At 61.6% G+C, this 14,262-nt stretch carries 14 protein-coding genes; 3 read left to right on the top strand and 11 right to left on the bottom strand.

Going from position 1 to position 14,262, the window contains the following annotated elements; genetic code table 11:
* Window positions 1–11 precede the first annotated feature (11 nt).
* On the bottom strand, window positions 12–617 hold the full coding sequence (locus tag AC1RME_RS23970) for an LPS-assembly lipoprotein LptE (protein ID WP_096820792.1): 606 nt from the start codon (window positions 615–617) through the stop codon (window positions 12–14).
* Between the two features lie 87 nt (window positions 618–704).
* On the bottom strand, window positions 705–3,311 hold the full coding sequence (leuS, locus tag AC1RME_RS23965) for a leucine--tRNA ligase (protein ID WP_096820793.1): 2,607 nt from the start codon (window positions 3,309–3,311) through the stop codon (window positions 705–707).
* 254 nt (window positions 3,312–3,565) lie between these two features.
* On the opposite strand from leuS, the gene AC1RME_RS23960 reads away from it, so the two are divergent.
* Both AC1RME_RS23960 and AC1RME_RS23955 read left to right on the top strand, forming a co-directional pair.
* On the top strand, window positions 3,566–3,889 hold the full coding sequence (locus AC1RME_RS23960; protein ID WP_096820794.1) for a hypothetical protein: 324 nt from the start codon (window positions 3,566–3,568) through the stop codon (window positions 3,887–3,889).
* 104 nt (window positions 3,890–3,993) lie between these two features.
* A complete protein-coding gene (locus AC1RME_RS23955; protein ID WP_493072963.1) occupies window positions 3,994–4,773 on the top strand; it encodes a YdcF family protein in 780 nt (259 codons plus the stop codon).
* A 35-nt stretch (window positions 4,774–4,808) separates the two neighbouring features.
* Here the strand turns inward: AC1RME_RS23955 and lnt are convergent, their stop codons facing one another.
* The 5 genes from lnt to miaB all read right to left on the bottom strand — a co-directional run bounded on the left by lnt (window position 4,809) and on the right by miaB (window position 10,135).
* Window positions 4,809–6,332, bottom strand: a complete 1,524-nt coding sequence (gene lnt / locus AC1RME_RS23950) for an apolipoprotein N-acyltransferase (RefSeq protein ID WP_493091843.1) — start codon at window positions 6,330–6,332, stop codon at window positions 4,809–4,811.
* 14 nt (window positions 6,333–6,346) lie between these two features.
* On the bottom strand, window positions 6,347–7,186 hold the full coding sequence (locus tag AC1RME_RS23945) for a CorC family transporter (RefSeq protein WP_007909641.1): 840 nt from the start codon (window positions 7,184–7,186) through the stop codon (window positions 6,347–6,349).
* A 5-nt stretch (window positions 7,187–7,191) separates the two neighbouring features.
* Window positions 7,192–7,686, bottom strand: a complete 495-nt coding sequence (ybeY, locus tag AC1RME_RS23940; protein ID WP_273536415.1) for an rRNA maturation RNase YbeY — start codon at window positions 7,684–7,686, stop codon at window positions 7,192–7,194.
* Window positions 7,679–8,683, bottom strand: a complete 1,005-nt coding sequence (locus AC1RME_RS23935) for a PhoH family protein (RefSeq protein WP_493091842.1) — start codon at window positions 8,681–8,683, stop codon at window positions 7,679–7,681. The genes ybeY and AC1RME_RS23935 overlap by 8 nt, the downstream gene beginning before the upstream one ends.
* A 123-nt stretch (window positions 8,684–8,806) precedes the next feature.
* On the bottom strand, window positions 8,807–10,135 hold the full coding sequence (gene miaB, locus AC1RME_RS23930) for a tRNA (N6-isopentenyl adenosine(37)-C2)-methylthiotransferase MiaB (protein ID WP_015096961.1): 1,329 nt from the start codon (window positions 10,133–10,135) through the stop codon (window positions 8,807–8,809).
* Window positions 10,136–10,269: 134 nt separating this feature from the next.
* On the opposite strand from miaB, the gene AC1RME_RS23925 reads away from it, so the two are divergent.
* Complete coding sequence (locus AC1RME_RS23925; RefSeq protein WP_077045543.1) at window positions 10,270–10,599, top strand: DUF1820 family protein; 330 nt, start codon at window positions 10,270–10,272, stop codon at window positions 10,597–10,599.
* A gap of 18 nt (window positions 10,600–10,617) precedes the next feature.
* On the opposite strand, the gene AC1RME_RS23920 is transcribed toward AC1RME_RS23925, so the two are convergent.
* The 4 genes from AC1RME_RS23920 to AC1RME_RS23905 form a co-directional block, all read right to left on the bottom strand.
* Window positions 10,618–11,172 carry a tetratricopeptide repeat protein gene (locus AC1RME_RS23920; protein ID WP_096820799.1) on the bottom strand — a complete coding sequence of 185 codons (555 nt, stop codon included), beginning with the start codon at window positions 11,170–11,172 and terminating at the stop codon, window positions 10,618–10,620.
* A 225-nt stretch (window positions 11,173–11,397) separates the two neighbouring features.
* Window positions 11,398–12,681 carry a glutamate-1-semialdehyde 2,1-aminomutase gene (hemL, locus tag AC1RME_RS23915; RefSeq protein WP_493091841.1) on the bottom strand — a complete coding sequence of 428 codons (1,284 nt, stop codon included), beginning with the start codon at window positions 12,679–12,681 and terminating at the stop codon, window positions 11,398–11,400.
* A 17-nt stretch (window positions 12,682–12,698) separates the two neighbouring features.
* On the bottom strand, window positions 12,699–13,322 hold the full coding sequence (gene thiE, locus AC1RME_RS23910; RefSeq protein ID WP_493091837.1) for a thiamine phosphate synthase: 624 nt from the start codon (window positions 13,320–13,322) through the stop codon (window positions 12,699–12,701).
* Window positions 13,323–13,340: 18 nt separating this feature from the next.
* Window positions 13,341–14,138 (bottom strand): hydroxymethylpyrimidine/phosphomethylpyrimidine kinase, encoded by a 798-nt coding sequence (locus AC1RME_RS23905; RefSeq protein WP_039771996.1) that lies wholly within the window; start codon window positions 14,136–14,138, stop codon window positions 13,341–13,343.
* Window positions 14,139–14,262 lie beyond the last annotated feature (124 nt).

The following is a 14,262-nucleotide window of genomic DNA, read 5'->3' as shown; positions in this document are numbered from 1 at the left end:
CCCCGAACGTCTTACTGCTGCGGCAGTTCGAGCGGCGACTGACGCGGAGTTTCCGCTTCAGCCTTCTGCGCCGCTTCCAGGGCGTCGGCTTCTGCCTTGGCCCGGTCGTTGGCAGCTTGTTGCAGAGCTTCCAGCTGAGCCGGAGTCAGCTGTTGCAGGCGCAGCATCATGCGCTGTACCAGCTCGCGGCGTGTCTCGTTGCGGGCATCGTTGGCTTCCTGGTCGGAACCCACCAGGTTGTTGCCGTCGTGGATGAACACTTTCTGCACTTCAAGCTTGTCGCTTTTGAGCAGCAGGTTCTTGTCGCCACGGATGTCGTAGCTGAGCACAGTATTTACCTGATACTCGCCAGTACGGCCGGCGCCGGCGTAGCTGAGGATACGCTGGTTTTCCTGCTCGTCGGCCAGGTACAGCTTGTACGGCGCACCGGAGACGATCTTGACGCCGCTGGCCTCCAGCAGCTGACGCAGTTGCGTCACAGTTTCGCCGTAGGCGTTGCGGGCGCTCAGGTCGAGTTCCTTGATCGCCAGTTCGGTGGTGCCGGTGCCGCGCAGCTGGAAACCGCAGGCGCTCAACAGGACCGCGAGGCCCATCACCAGCAGATTGCGTTTGATCATTGTGTTGCTCCCCTTGAAACCATGTGGGCCGACCTTGCGGCCCGAAAGGTTTTACAGGGCGCCAGGCAAACCCGGCGCCCGATCCAATTAGCTGGCGACGATATTGACCAGTTTCCCGGGCACTACGATCACTTTGCGAATAGTCAGGCCGTCGACGAAGCGCAGCACGTTTTCGTTGGCACGGGCGGCGGCTTCGACTTCTTCACGGGTTGCGGCGGCCGGCATTTCGATCTGGCCGCGCAGCTTGCCGTTGACCTGGATGACCAGCGTCAGGCTGTCCTGCACCAGTGCGCTTTCGTCCAGCACCGGCCAGCCGGCGTCGATTACCGGTTCGGCGTGGCCCAGTCGGTTCCACAGCTCATGGCTGATGTGCGGCGTGATTGGCGCCAGCAGCAGCGTCACGGCTTCCAGGCCTTCCTGAACCAGTGCGCGATCCTGTTCGGTGGCCTGGGCGGCTTTTTCCAGCACGTTCATCAGCGTCATCACCTGAGCGATGGCGGTGTTGAATTTGTGGTTCTGGCCGACGTCATGGCTGGCCTGCTTGATCGCCTGGTGGATCGAACGGCGGATGACTTTCTGTTCGTCATTCAGGCCGGTCACGTCCAGTTTGCCCGGCAGGCCCTGAGTCACGTGGGCCTGAGCCAGACGCCAGACGCGCTTGAGGAAGCGGTGCGAGCCTTCCACGCCGGAGTCGGACCACTCAGCGCTCATGTCAGGTGGCGAAGCGAACATCATGAACAGACGGCAGGTGTCTGCGCCGAACTGATCGATCATCGACTGTGGGTCGACGCCGTTGTTCTTCGACTTGGCCATCTTCTCGGTGCCGCCGATTTCCACCGGCAGGCCGTCGGCGATCAGCTTGGCGCTGATGACCTTGGCCTTGCTGTCGCGCTCGAGTTCCACGTCCGCCGGGTTGAACCAGGTGTAGGCACCGTTGGCTTCACGACGATAGTAAGTCTCGGCGACCACCATGCCCTGGGTCAGCAGGTTCTTGAACGGCTCGTTGGAACTCACCAGGCCTTCGTCGCGCATCAGCTTGTGGAAGAAGCGCGCGTAGAGCAGGTGAAGAATAGCGTGTTCGATACCGCCGATGTACTGATCCACCGGCAACCAGTGGTCGGCTGCGGATTTTTCCACCAGGCCGCCTTCGAAGTGCGGCGAGGCGTAACGGGCGTAGTACCAGGACGACTCGACGAAGGTGTCCATGGTGTCGGTTTCACGCTTGGCAGGCTGGCCGCATTTCGGGCAGGTGCACTCGTAGAACTCGGGCATGCGCGCCAGCGGCGAGCCGGCGCCGTCCGGCACCACGTCTTCCGGCAGTACGACCGGCAACTGGTCTTCCGGCACCGGCACGTCACCGCAGGCATCGCAGTGGATGATCGGGATCGGGCAGCCCCAGTAGCGCTGGCGGCTGATGCCCCAGTCGCGCAGGCGGAACTGGGTGCGCGAGGCGCCCAGCTCTTTCTTGATCAGGGCGACTTCCATGGCGTCGAACGCGCCGGCGAAGTCCAGGCCGTCGAACTCGCCGGAGTTGATCAGCGTGCCGTGCTCGCCATAGGCGTCCTGCCACGGAGCCGGGTTGGTTTCACCGGAACTGGTGCGAACCACGGATTTGACCGGCAGGTTGTACTTGTGGGCGAACTCGAAATCGCGCTCGTCGTGAGCCGGCACAGCCATGACCGCGCCGTCGCCGTAGTGCATCAGCACGTAGTTGGCGACCCAGACCGGCAGTTTTTCACCGGTCAGCGGGTGCTCGACGAACAGGCCGGTCGGCAGGCCTTTCTTCTCTTGAGTGGCGACGTCGGCTTCGGCGACGCTGCCGCCCTTGCATTCGGCGATGAACGCTTGCAGCTCAGGGTTGTTCTTCGCGGCAAGGGCCGCCAGGTGGTGCTCGGCAGCCACGGCAACATAGGTTGCGCCCATCAGGGTGTCCGGACGGGTGGTGAAGACTTTCAGGGTGCCGCTTTCGCCGATCGAGTCGACGTTGTACGGGAACTGCACTTCCATCCCGCGGGACTTGCCGATCCAGTTGCGCTGCATGGTCTTGACCTGTTCCGGCCAGCCGGTCAGTTCGTCGAGACTCTCCAGCAGCTCATCCGCGTAGGCGGTGATCTTGAAGTAGTACATCGGGATTTCGCGCTTTTCGATCAGCGCGCCGGAACGCCAGCCGCGACCGTCGATCACCTGTTCGTTGGCCAGAACGGTCTGGTCGATCGGGTCCCAGTTCACGGTACCGTTCTTGCGGTAGATCACGCCTTTTTCGAACAGGCGAGTGAACAGCCACTGTTCCCAACGGTAGTAATCAGGCTTGCAGGTGGTGACTTCGCGCGACCAGTCCACCGCCAGGCCCAGGCTGCGCAGCTGGGATTTCATGTAGGCGATGTTTTCGTAGGTCCACTTGGCCGGGGCCACGTTGTTCTTCATCGCGGCATTTTCTGCCGGCATGCCGAAGGCGTCCCAACCCATCGGTTGCAGAACGTTCTTGCCGAGCATGCGCTGATAGCGGGAGATCACGTCGCCGATGGTGTAGTTGCGCACGTGCCCCATGTGTAGCTTGCCGCTGGGGTAAGGGAACATCGACAGGCAGTAGTAAGTCTCCTTGCCTGGCTGTTCACTGACTTCAAAGGACTTTTGCTCGTCCCAGAACGACTGGGCGGCGGCTTCGATTTCACGGGGCTGATATTGTTCGTGCATGGCTACTTTTGTACTGGATAGGGGTGGCCTAATCCTCTTCAATGCGACATCCGGAGCGGGCCGGACGGGCTGGAAGTGGAGTTACAGGAAGCGCCGTAGCATACATGACCGCGCTTGGCCTAGGGAAACCCTGATTGCAGCCGTTTGACCGGGCAAAATCGCGGCGAGGGCCGTTGGTCGCGGCGTGCAGCCGGTTTGTGCAGCGAAGCTAAGCTCTAACTGGGGAGTGAGTCTTATCTTCAATGAGGTGAGGGATGGTGGAGTCACAGCAAAAAAACGTTACCAAACCCGAGTTGTACGAGCGGTTGATCGATCGCCTGGGGACGGCCCTGGACGCTGCAAAAACCGCTGTCCGGCTGCGCGACGAGCGCCCCCTGGAGCTGGAATTGCGTGGCTTGAGCCCCGCCGAGTTCGAACTGGTCAAGGCCTATCTGGATCGCAGTGAGCGTGAAACCCATGGATATCTGTCTCAGGCAGTGAAGCAACTCGATGCACCCCGTTCGGCCAAAGTCATCTGGCTCAAGGACAAGGCGCCCGGCAGAGACACCGTCAAGGTTCGGACTCTGCAGGCCAAGTAAACGCATGGCAGGTCAAAAAGCGGATCTTTTTCAGCGGATCCGACCCTACTGGTTGTCGCGCTGTACTAACCCACTTAGGCTTCGGGCATCTCTGGAGATGCTCGATGCCTTTTCGTTATTTCATTAAACAACTTCTATTGCCGCCCGGCCTTCTCTTGCTGCTGTTGCTCGTCGCCTGGTGGCTGCGTCGCTCGCGGCCGCGACTGGCGGGGCTGTGCTTTGCCTTGGGTTTTGGCGGTTTCCTGCTGATGAGTCTGCCGGTGGTCGTGCAATGGGGGGCCAAGGCCCTGGAGCGCGAGCCGCCGCTGGCCCGGGAAGACTGGACAAACCTTGCACAACGCGCCGATGCCATCGTGGTGCTGGGCTCCGGTCGCGAGCGCGGTGATCTGGCCTGGGGCGAGGATCAGCCGACCGGTATCGGGCTCGAACGGCAGCGTTATGCGGCGCGGTTGGCCAAGGCCTCAGGGTTGCCGATTCTGACCAGTGGTGGCCTGCATTACGGTACGCCGCCGAGCGAAGCCAGACTGATGGCCGATTCGCTACGCGATGATTTCGGTGTGACGGTGCGTTGGCAGGAAGGGGAGAGCCGCACCACGTGGGAGAACGCCGCCTTCAGCGCCAAGATGCTGTTGCCGGAGGGCGTCAAGCGTGTCGTGCTGGTGACCCAGGCCTGGCACATGCCGCGAGCGGTGTGGAGTTATCAACAGGCCGGATTCGAAGTGGTGCCGGCGCCGGTCGGTTTCCTCGGCACTGACAATGCCCGGCCGTTTGGCGGCTGGATGCCGGAGTTCAAGTCGATCTGGCAAAGCGGGCAGTTGTTGAACGAGGCGGTGGGGCAGATCGGCTATTCGTTGTTTTACCGAGGGGAAGACAGCGCCGACTGATCACTCCCGCGCAGAACGCGGGAATGAGCGGGTTTTCACAGAGTCTTGGATATCCGGTTGGTCATCAGCGCCCAGCCAAACAGCACCACGCACAGGATGATCAGCGGCCACGAGCGCCATTGCAGGTAAGGCGTCAGGTTGTGCATCGGCACCACTTCGCCGTAGAGCACGCCTTGCTCGAACTGCGGAATGCGCTCGGTGATCTGCCCGAACGGGTTGATCAGGCCGGTCACGCCGTTATTGGTCGCACGAATCATCCAGCGCCCGGCTTCAAGGGCGCGCATCTGCGCCATCTGCAAGTGTTGCAGCGGGCCGATCGAGGTGCCGAACCAGGTGTCGTTGCTGATGGTCAGCAGCAGGTCGCTGCGTGCCGCCAGACTGGCGGCGAATTCCGGGTATACCACTTCGTAGCAGATGAACGGTGCAATCTGATAACCCTTGGCCTGCAACAGCGCTTGATCGGCAGGGCCACGGGCGAAATCGGACATCGGCAGGTCGAAGAACGCGATCAGCCCGCGCAGGATGTCCTGCAGCGGTACGTACTCGCCGAACGGCACCAATTTTTGCTTCAGGTAAGTGCCGTCGCCTTCGCCGACCACGGTGATGCCGTTGAAGAAGCGCTTCTCGTGACGCACTGTCTGGCGGATCGGCACACCGGTGATCAGCGCCGATTTACGTTCGGCGGCGAAGTTGCCCATCATGTTCAGGTAGCCCTCGGCGGACTCCTTGAGTACCGGTACGGCGGTTTCCGGCCAGATCAGCAGGTCCACGGGTTTCGAACGGAAGCTCAGGTCGCGGTACAGCGCCAGCTGCGCGTTGAGCTCGGCCGGGTCCCATTTCATGCTTTGCGCGACGTTGCCCTGAATCGCAGCAACACTCAGTGGTGCGCCAGCCGGGCTGGTCCAGGCATGGCCCTTCAGCGCGATACCCGCCACCCACGGCCCGACCAGCAATACCAGGCCCGCGGCGATAAAACCTTTGCGACCGGTCTGCAGCAGGCGTGGTGTGTTGTAGATCAGTGCAGCGGTCAGCGCCAAAACGAACGACACCAGCCACATGCCGCCCACTGGCGCGAGCCCGGCCAGCGGGCCATCGAGCTGGCTATAACCGGAGTACAACCACGGGAAACCGGTAAGGAACCAGCCACGGAACGCTTCCTGGCCAACCCACAGCGCAGCGAAGGCCAGGGCATCGGCCAGCGGCGCCTCGTTGCGACGCAGCCAGCGCGCCCAGAGCCAGGCAGGCAGGGCGAAGAACCAGGCAATGGCCGCCGTGAAAATCAGCATCAGGAACCCGGCCAGCAGCACCGAAGCGCCGCCGAAGTGGTGGATGCTGTAGTAGATCCAGCTGGTGCCGGCGCCGAACAGGCCGAAACCGAAGCACCAGCCGCGACCCAGCGCCTGGCGCGGGCTCAGCTCGCGCAGGCCGGCATAGAACAGGCCGACCGCCAGCAAGGCCAGCGGCCAGAGATCGAACGGTGCCAGAGCGAAGGTGGTGATTGCACCGGCCGCCACGGCCAGCAGGTTACCGGGCCAGCCGGGGCGGGTTGTCCAGCGCATTTCAGTCCTTAAATTTACCGGGCGATTGGCGTGAGTCGCAGCAAATGAATCCGACGGCTGTCGGCGTTCAGGATGCGGAAACGATAGGCGCCGATTTCAGTGATTTCATTGCGTTTTGGCAAGTGCCCGAACGCGCTCATCACCAGCCCGCCGACGGTATCGAACTCGTCGTCGGAGAATTCGCTGTCGAAGAACTCGTTGAAATTCTCGATCGGCGTCAGGGCCTTGATCAGGAAATCACCGCTGGGCAGCGGTTTGATGTAGCTGTCTTCTTCGACGTCGTGCTCGTCTTCGATGTCGCCGACGATCTGCTCAAGCACGTCTTCGATGGTCACCAGACCCGCCACACCGCCGTATTCGTCGATCACGATGGCCATATGGTTGTGGTTGGCGCGGAATTCACGCAGCAACACGTTCAGTCGCTTGGACTCCGGCACGAACGTGGCCGGGCGCAGCAGGTCCTTGATGTTGAAGCTGTCGCCGTTCTCCTTGAGGATCAGCGGCAGCAGATCCTTGGCCAGCAGCACGCCCATCACGTCGTCATGGCTTTCGCCGATGACCGGGTAGCGCGAGTGGGCCGAGTCGACCACGGCGGGAAGGAATTCGCGGGGTGTCTGGGTCGCCTTGATGCTGATCATCTGCGAGCGCGGCACCATGATGTCGCGTACTTGCAGGTCAGCCACCTGAATGGCGCCTTCGACGATGGCCAGCGCTTCGCTGTCCAGCAGTTTGTTCTGATGTGCATCGCGCAGCAGCTCCAGCAGCTCCTGGCGGTTCTTCGGCTCGTGGGCAAAAGCCTGGGTCAGTTTACCCAGCCAGGACTTCTGCCCGTTGCTCGATCGATCTTCGCTCATAGCGATTACTCTGAATCCTTTGTTGTAACGATAGGGGATGTTTCGGTTTCGTCGTCCGCGTACGGATCGGGATAACCCAGTTCGGCAAGCAACTCGCGTTCCAGTGCTTCCATTTCCTCGGCTTCCTCGTCATCTATATGGTCGTAACCAAGCAGATGCAAGCAGCCGTGAATGACCAGATGTGCCCAGTGGGCGTTGAGTGACTTGCCCTGTTCGGCGGCTTCACGCTCAACCACGGCCACGCAGATCACCAGATCGCCCAGCAATGGAATGTCGAGAAACTCGTCGGGCACTTCGGCGGGAAAGGACAGGACGTTGGTCGCGTAATCCTTGTGGCGCCAGGTGTGATTCAGTTCGCGGCCTTCTTCTTCGTCGACCAGACGAATGGTCATTTCCGAATCGGCGGTGCGCTGGCGCAGGGCCAGTTCGCACCATTGGCGGAATTCGGCTTCGGTCGGCGCGGACGCTTCGGTCGCGATTTGCAGGTCAAGCTCAAGCATCGTGGCGAGTGTCCTTCGGTGTTTCATCGGCCACGCGATTCTCGAAGCGCTCGTAAGCTTCGACAATGCGTTGCACCAGCGGATGGCGCACGACGTCTTTGGGCATGAAGTGGGTGAAGCTGATACCCGGCACATCCTTCAGGACTTCGATGACGTGATGAAGTCCGGATTTGGTGCCGCGCGGCAGGTCGACCTGAGTGATGTCACCGGTGATCACCGCCGTGGAACCGAAACCGATCCTGGTCAGGAACATCTTCATCTGCTCGACCGTGGTGTTCTGGCTCTCATCGAGAATGATGAAGCTGTTATTCAGCGTGCGACCGCGCATGTAAGCCAGCGGGGCGACTTCGATCACCTGACGCTCGATCAGCTTGGCCACGTATTCAAAGCCGAGCATCTCGTAGAGCGCGTCGTAGAGCGGGCGCAGGTACGGGTCGATTTTTTGCGACAGGTCGCCGGGCAGGAAACCGAGTTTTTCACCCGCTTCGACCGCCGGACGCACCAGCAGGATGCGGCGGATCTGCTCGCGTTCCAGGGCATCCACGGCGCAGGCCACGGCCAGGTAGGTCTTGCCGGTACCGGCCGGGCCGATGCCGAAGTTGATGTCGTTGCCGAGGATTTCCTTCACATAGCGCAGCTGATTCAAGCCGCGAGGGCGAATCATGCCTTTCTTGGTGCGCAGGGCGACGGAGGCTTCGGCGGGGGCGTGGTTGTCCAGCTCGACGACGGACGATTCCTGGAGGAACAGGTGAACCGTATCCGGCGACAACTCTGAACCCTTGGTTTCCCGGTACAGGCGGCGAATCAGGTTTTCCGCAGAAGTGGTGAGCTTGGGTTCGCCGATCAGCTCGAACTGATTGCCGCGGTTGCGGATCTCGATGGCCAGGCGCTGTTCGATCAGGCGCAGGTGCTCGTCGAACTGCCCGCACAAATTGGCGAAGCGGCGAGCCTCAAAAGGCTCGAGGATAAAACGATGAGGTTCTATGGGTGCGTTCAAGGTCGTATTTAGCCGCCCTGGGGCAATTAGGATGAAATCAAGGATAACGCCAGTGGCCTGGGTGCGAAAGCTCTTAAAAAGCCTGGCACCGATTCAGCCGTCTGGCGGGGTCTCCTTGCGGTGTTACTGGATCAGCGAGCCGCGCAGCGAGTGCGGTTGTGCCGCATCGATGTGCACGTCGGCGAACTGGCCGATCAGGGTCGGATTATCGCAGCGGAAGTTGACGATACGATTATTCTCGGTGCGCCCTTGCAGCTCGCCCGGATCTTTCTTCGAATAGTCGGTCACCAGAATCCGCTGGATCGAACCGACCATTTGTCGGCTGATCTCGAAACCTTGCTGGTTCAAACGGTGCTGCAAGGCGTTCAGGCGTTCTTTCTTCAGCTCTTCCGGGGTGTCGTCGGCCAGGTCGGCAGCCGGGGTGCCTGGGCGCTGGCTGTAGACGAAGGAGTAGGAAAAGTCGAAACCGACGTCGGCAATCAGCTTCATGGTCTGTTCGAAATCTTTCTCGGTTTCCCCCGGGAAGCCGACGATGAAGTCCGAGCTGATGCAGATGCCCGGTACGGCAGCGCGCAGTTTGCGCAGCTTGGACTTGTACTCCAGCGCTGTGTGGTTGCGCTTCATCGCCGCCAGGATCCGGTCCGAACCGGACTGCACCGGCAAGTGCAGATGCTTGACCAGTTCCGGCACGTCGGCGTGGGCCTGGATCAGGCTGTCGGAGAATTCCAGCGGGTGCGAGGTGGTGTAGCGGATGCGGTCGATGCCATCGACAGCGGCGACAACACGGATCAATTCCGCCAGGTCCGCCAGGCGACCGTCGTGGGTCAGGCCGCGATAGCCGTTGACGTTCTGCCCCAGCAGGGTCACTTCACGCACGCCGTTTTCGGCCAAGTGAATGATTTCGGCGATCACGTCGTCGAACGGCCGGCTGACTTCTTCGCCGCGGGTGTAAGGCACTACGCAGAACGTGCAGTACTTGCTGCAGCCTTCCATCACCGACACGTAGGCGCTCGGGCCGTCGATGCGCGGCTCGGGCAGGTGGTCGAACTTTTCGATTTCCGGGAACGAGACGTCGACTTGCGGCAACTTGCTGATGCGCGCGGCGTCGATCATTTCCGGCAGACGGTGCAGGGTCTGCGGGCCGAAGACCACGTCGACGTACGGGGCGCGATCCCGGATCGCCGCGCCTTCCTGGCTGGCCACGCAACCGCCGACGGCGATCACCATGTCCGGGTTGGCCAGTTTCAGTTCGCGCCAGCGACCGAGCTGGGAGTACACCCGGTCCTGGGCGCGTTCGCGGATCGAGCAGGTGTTGAGCAGAATCACGTCGGCATCTTCGGCGCGCGCCGTGACTTCCAGGGCCTGGTGTTCGCCCAGCAGATCGACCATGCGCGAGCTGTCGTACTCGTTCATCTGGCAACCGTGGGTTTCGATGTAAAGCTTCTTGGCCATGGAATAGGGTCGTCACGTGGTTCAAAGAACCGCGCATTATAGGGAACATGTCCCCAGGTTCCTACCGTTGCGCGTCCGGCGGCTATGCTATAGTTCGCGCCCTCATTTTTACCCCGATGTGTTGTCCGCCCGCCATGACCAAACGCGAAGCTCCAATCTACAAGGTGATATTCCTCAACCAGGGCCAGGTGTTCGAAATGTACGCCAAGCAGATCTATCAAAGTGATCTGTGGGGCTTCCTGGAAGTGGAAGAGTTCGTCTTTGGCGAGCGCACCCAGGTCGTCGTCGACCCGAGCGAAGAGAAGCTCAAGGCGCAGTTCGAAGGCGTGGTGCGCAGCTTTGTGCCGATGCATTCGATCGTGCGCATCGACGAAGTGGAACGCCTCGGTACGCCGAAAATCAGCGAAGCTCGCGGTGCGGTCGGCAATGTGATGCCGTTTCCGGTGCCGATGCCCGAGAAGTAAGCGGGGCGGGAGAAGGGACTACGGAAGCGGCGAGAACGGCGTACGGCCGTCAGCGCTCTGCAGTTCCATCAGGTATTTACGGAAAATTTGCCCGAGCACCTGGGTGGCGGTTTCCAGGTCTTCGCGGGGCATTTTCTCGGCGACTTCGTCGGCGGTGTCCAGGGCATCTTCGGCGCCGTTGACCGCGGCCATCTTCAGCACGATGTACGCCTGAATGTTGTTGGCCTGCACGCCTTCACCGTGGAAGAACATGGTGCCGAGCTTGAATTGCGCCTGGGCGTGGCCTTGCAGCGAGGCCTTTTCGAAATAGCTCAGGGCTTGATTGAGGTCGCGCGGCGCATTCTTGCCGTCGTAGTAGAACTCACCCAACTCGTATTGCGCTTGCGCATCCCCCTCATCCGATGCCTTTTGGCAGGCGGCGAGGGCCTGCGTGACATCTTGCGGCTGAGTATTGAGGGTGCAACGACCCATCGCCGGGATCAACAACGAGTTGCCGCCTGCTTGTGCATGTGCGAGCAGTGGCTGAAGGAGCAACAGGCAGCCCAAGGCAAGGGTGCGGCCGGTGCGGTTCATGAGAATCGACTTACCTCTGAAGGGCGCGCGGACCCATCGAGGGATCCAATAAGCGCGCATTATGAAATAAGCAGGGCCAACCTTACAAAGTCTTTACTCGATTTTCTGCTGTGTGGGGAATATATCACCCGGTTTGCGGGATGTTTTTGGCAGAAGCGTCGGAGAAAGCGCTGGAATGTAGGTGAAAGCTGACGCTGGCAATGGCCAACGTCAGCGATCAAGCCATTACTTCAGTTTGGCGAACGCGCGCTCGGCAGCGTCGAGGGTCAGTTTCAGCTCGGCTTCGCCGTGGGCGATCGAGGTGAAACCGGCTTCGAACGCGCTCGGTGCCAGGTACACGCCACCTTCCAGCATCAGGTGGAAGAATCGACCGAACAGCGCTGCATCGCTGGCCATCACGTCTTCGAAAGTAACAATGTCGTCAGCGCCGCTGAAGTACAGACCGAACATGCCGCCAGCCTGAGTGGTCACGAACGGAATGCCCGCCGCGTCAGCGCGCTGTTGCAGGCCGTCGAGCAGGCGAGTGGTGTAATCGGTCAGTTCGGCGTGGAAGCCTGGACGGCTGATCAGGCGCAGGGTAGTCAGACCGGCGGCCATCGCCAGCGGGTTACCCGACAAGGTGCCCGCCTGATAGACCGGGCCCAGCGGTGCGATGCGCTCCATGATTGCGCGCTTGCCGCCGAAGCAGCCGACCGGCATACCGCCGCCGATGATCTTGCCAAAAGTGGTCAGATCCGGGGTCACGCCGTAGTAAGCCTGGGCACCGCCGAGGGCTACGCGGAAACCGGTCATCACTTCGTCGAAAATCAGCACCACGCCGTGCTTGTCGCACAGGCTGCGCAGGCCTTCGAGAAAACCCGGCGCCGGCGGCACGCAGTTCATGTTGCCGGCCACTGGCTCGACGATGATGCAGGCGACGTCCTGGCCGACTTCGGCGAGCATTTTTTCAACGGCGTCGATGTCGTTGAACGGCAGGGTCAGGGTGTGTTTGGCGAACGCGGCCGGTACGCCGGCCGAGCTTGGTACGCCTTGGGTCAGTGCGCCGGAACCGGCCTTGACCAGCAGGCTGTCGGAGTGACCGTGGTAGCAGCCTTCAAACTTGATGATGCTGTCGCGGCCGGTGAAGCCACGGGCCAGACGGATCGCGCTCATGGTCGCTTCGGTGCCGGAGCTGACCATGCGCACCATCTCCATCGACGGCACCAGCGAGCAGACCAGGTCGGCCATCTCGGTTTCCATCGCGGTCGGCGCGCCGTAGGACAGGCCGTGTTGCAGTTGGTTACGCACGGCGTCCAGCACGTCCGGGTGGCTGTGGCCGAGGATCATCGGGCCCCAGGAGCCGACGTAATCCACATAACGCTTGTCGTCTTCGTCGGTGACGTAGGCGCCTTCGGCGTGCTTGAAGAACAGCGGCGTGCCGCCGACGCTCTTGAACGCGCGAACCGGCGAGTTCACGCCACCGGGAATGTGTTTCTGGGCGTTGGCAAACAGGGTTTCGGAACGAGACATGATCGGGCTCTCAAAAATCAGGATTTGAATAATTCGTTGAATGCACGGGTGCGGCGGGTCACTTCGGCGGTGCTGTCAGCGCCGAACAGGCCATGGACCACGGCCAGCAGATCGACACCGTGGGCCACCAGCGGCGCGGCGTTGTCGAGGGTGATGCCGCCAATCGCGCAGATCGGCAGGTGCAGCGTCTGGCGGGCCTGATCGAGCAGATCGAGGCTGCAGGTCGGCGCACCGGGTTTGGTGTTGGAGTTGAAGAAGCGGCCGAAGGCGACGTAGCTCGCGCCTTCTTTGGCGGCTTGTTCAGCCAGTTCAAGCTGCGCGTGGCAGGTCGAACCGATGATTGCCTTGGAGCCGAGCAGGGCGCGGGTCGGCGACAACGGACCGTCGGTCTGGCCCAGGTGCACGCCGACGTTCAGGCGTGCGGCCAGTTCGGCGTCATCGTTGATGATCAACTGGGTCTTGTAGCGTTCGCACAGATCACGCAAGGCCTCGGCCTCACGCAAGCGCCGGGCTTCGTCGCTGCTCTTGTCACGGTATTGCAGGAGGGTGACACCGCCTTCCAGCGCCGCCTCCACGTACGGCAGGAACTTGCCGGCCAGCAACGGACCGTCGGTAATGGCGTACAGGCCACGTAGTTTCATCAGGCAGACCTCACGACGTTACGAGCAGAAATCCAGCGGCAGACGACGCGGCACGAACTGGCCTTTGCCCAGTTGTTCGGCATCGCGCAGGGTGCGCCAAGTGTAATCCAGCGCGGTACGCACGGCGCTGGCAAGGTTTTCGCCCAGTGCCAGTCGACCGGCGAGGGTACTGGCCAGTGTGCAGCCGGAGCCGTGGTAGCTGCCGGGCAGGCGCTGGCACTTGAAGGTTTCGCGCAGGCCGTCGCGGCTGTACAGGCGATTGTGGATTTCGGTTTCGTCGCCGTGACCGCCGGTGATCAGCAGGTTCTTGATGAACGGCAGGAGTTTTTCAGCGCACTCGTCCGCGGTGCCTTCTGGCAGTTCGGCGAGGATCCGGGCTTCGGGAAGGTTGGGAGTGGCGATGATCGACAGCGGCAGCAGGCGTTCGCGCATGGCGTAGCCGACCTCGTCCTTGCCCAGGCGTCCGCCGCCGCCGGCGCGCAGCACCGGGTCGCAGACCACTGGCAAGTGCGGGTGCGCCTGAAGCAGTTCGACAACGGTGTCGACCATTTCCAGGGAACCGAGCATGCCCAGTTTCACTGCCGCGACTTCGGAATCGTTGAGCACGGCATTGGCCTGGGCCAGTACCCACTCACGGTCGAGGACGCGAAAGTCAGTGACGTTGACGGTGTCTTGCACGGTCAGGGCGGTGACGGCCGGAGCCGCATGGCAACCCTGAGCGAGCAGGGCTTCGATATCTGCCTGCAAGCCGGCGCCACCACTGGGGTCGTGGCCGGAGAGACAGAGGACAACGGGGCGGGAGCTGTAGATATTCATGGTGCGCGAGCTTACCACCAAACCTGTTTTTCGGGTGTTGTGGCACAGCGTTCGGCCGATAACCTCGGTATCCGGATCCACACGGGTTCTCACAATCTGACCGAGTCAACAGCTCTAGCTCGGT

This window comes from Pseudomonas sp. GW822-FHT03F08, assembly GCF_058801265.1.
The sequence above is the reverse complement of the archived record's forward strand: the minus strand, read 5'-3'. Positions and strand labels throughout refer to the sequence as shown.

What these genes read in the sequence shown, in the direction of transcription:
- thiE (WP_493091837.1), bottom strand. Translation starts at nt 13,322, where the DNA reads ATGAAACTACGTGGCCTGTACGCCATTACCGACGGTCCGTTGCTGGCC.
- miaB (WP_015096961.1), bottom strand. Translation starts at nt 10,135, where the DNA reads ATGGCCAAGAAGCTTTACATCGAAACCCACGGTTGCCAGATGAACGAG.
- lnt (WP_493091843.1), bottom strand. Translation starts at nt 6,332, where the DNA reads ATGCGCTGGACAACCCGCCCCGGCTGGCCCGGTAACCTGCTGGCCGTG.
- ybeY (WP_273536415.1), bottom strand. Translation starts at nt 7,686, where the DNA reads ATGCTTGAGCTTGACCTGCAAATCGCGACCGAAGCGTCCGCGCCGACC.
- AC1RME_RS23920 (WP_096820799.1), bottom strand. Translation starts at nt 11,172, where the DNA reads ATGAACCGCACCGGCCGCACCCTTGCCTTGGGCTGCCTGTTGCTCCTT.
- AC1RME_RS23925 (WP_077045543.1), top strand. Translation starts at nt 10,270, where the DNA reads ATGACCAAACGCGAAGCTCCAATCTACAAGGTGATATTCCTCAACCAG.
- AC1RME_RS23955 (WP_493072963.1), top strand. Translation starts at nt 3,994, where the DNA reads ATGCCTTTTCGTTATTTCATTAAACAACTTCTATTGCCGCCCGGCCTT.
- leuS (WP_096820793.1), bottom strand. Translation starts at nt 3,311, where the DNA reads ATGCACGAACAATATCAGCCCCGTGAAATCGAAGCCGCCGCCCAGTCG.
- AC1RME_RS23905 (WP_039771996.1), bottom strand. Translation starts at nt 14,138, where the DNA reads ATGAATATCTACAGCTCCCGCCCCGTTGTCCTCTGTCTCTCCGGCCAC.
- AC1RME_RS23945 (WP_007909641.1), bottom strand. Translation starts at nt 7,186, where the DNA reads ATGAGCGAAGATCGATCGAGCAACGGGCAGAAGTCCTGGCTGGGTAAA.
- hemL (WP_493091841.1), bottom strand. Translation starts at nt 12,681, where the DNA reads ATGTCTCGTTCCGAAACCCTGTTTGCCAACGCCCAGAAACACATTCCC.
- AC1RME_RS23970 (WP_096820792.1), bottom strand. Translation starts at nt 617, where the DNA reads ATGATCAAACGCAATCTGCTGGTGATGGGCCTCGCGGTCCTGTTGAGC.
- AC1RME_RS23960 (WP_096820794.1), top strand. Translation starts at nt 3,566, where the DNA reads ATGGTGGAGTCACAGCAAAAAAACGTTACCAAACCCGAGTTGTACGAG.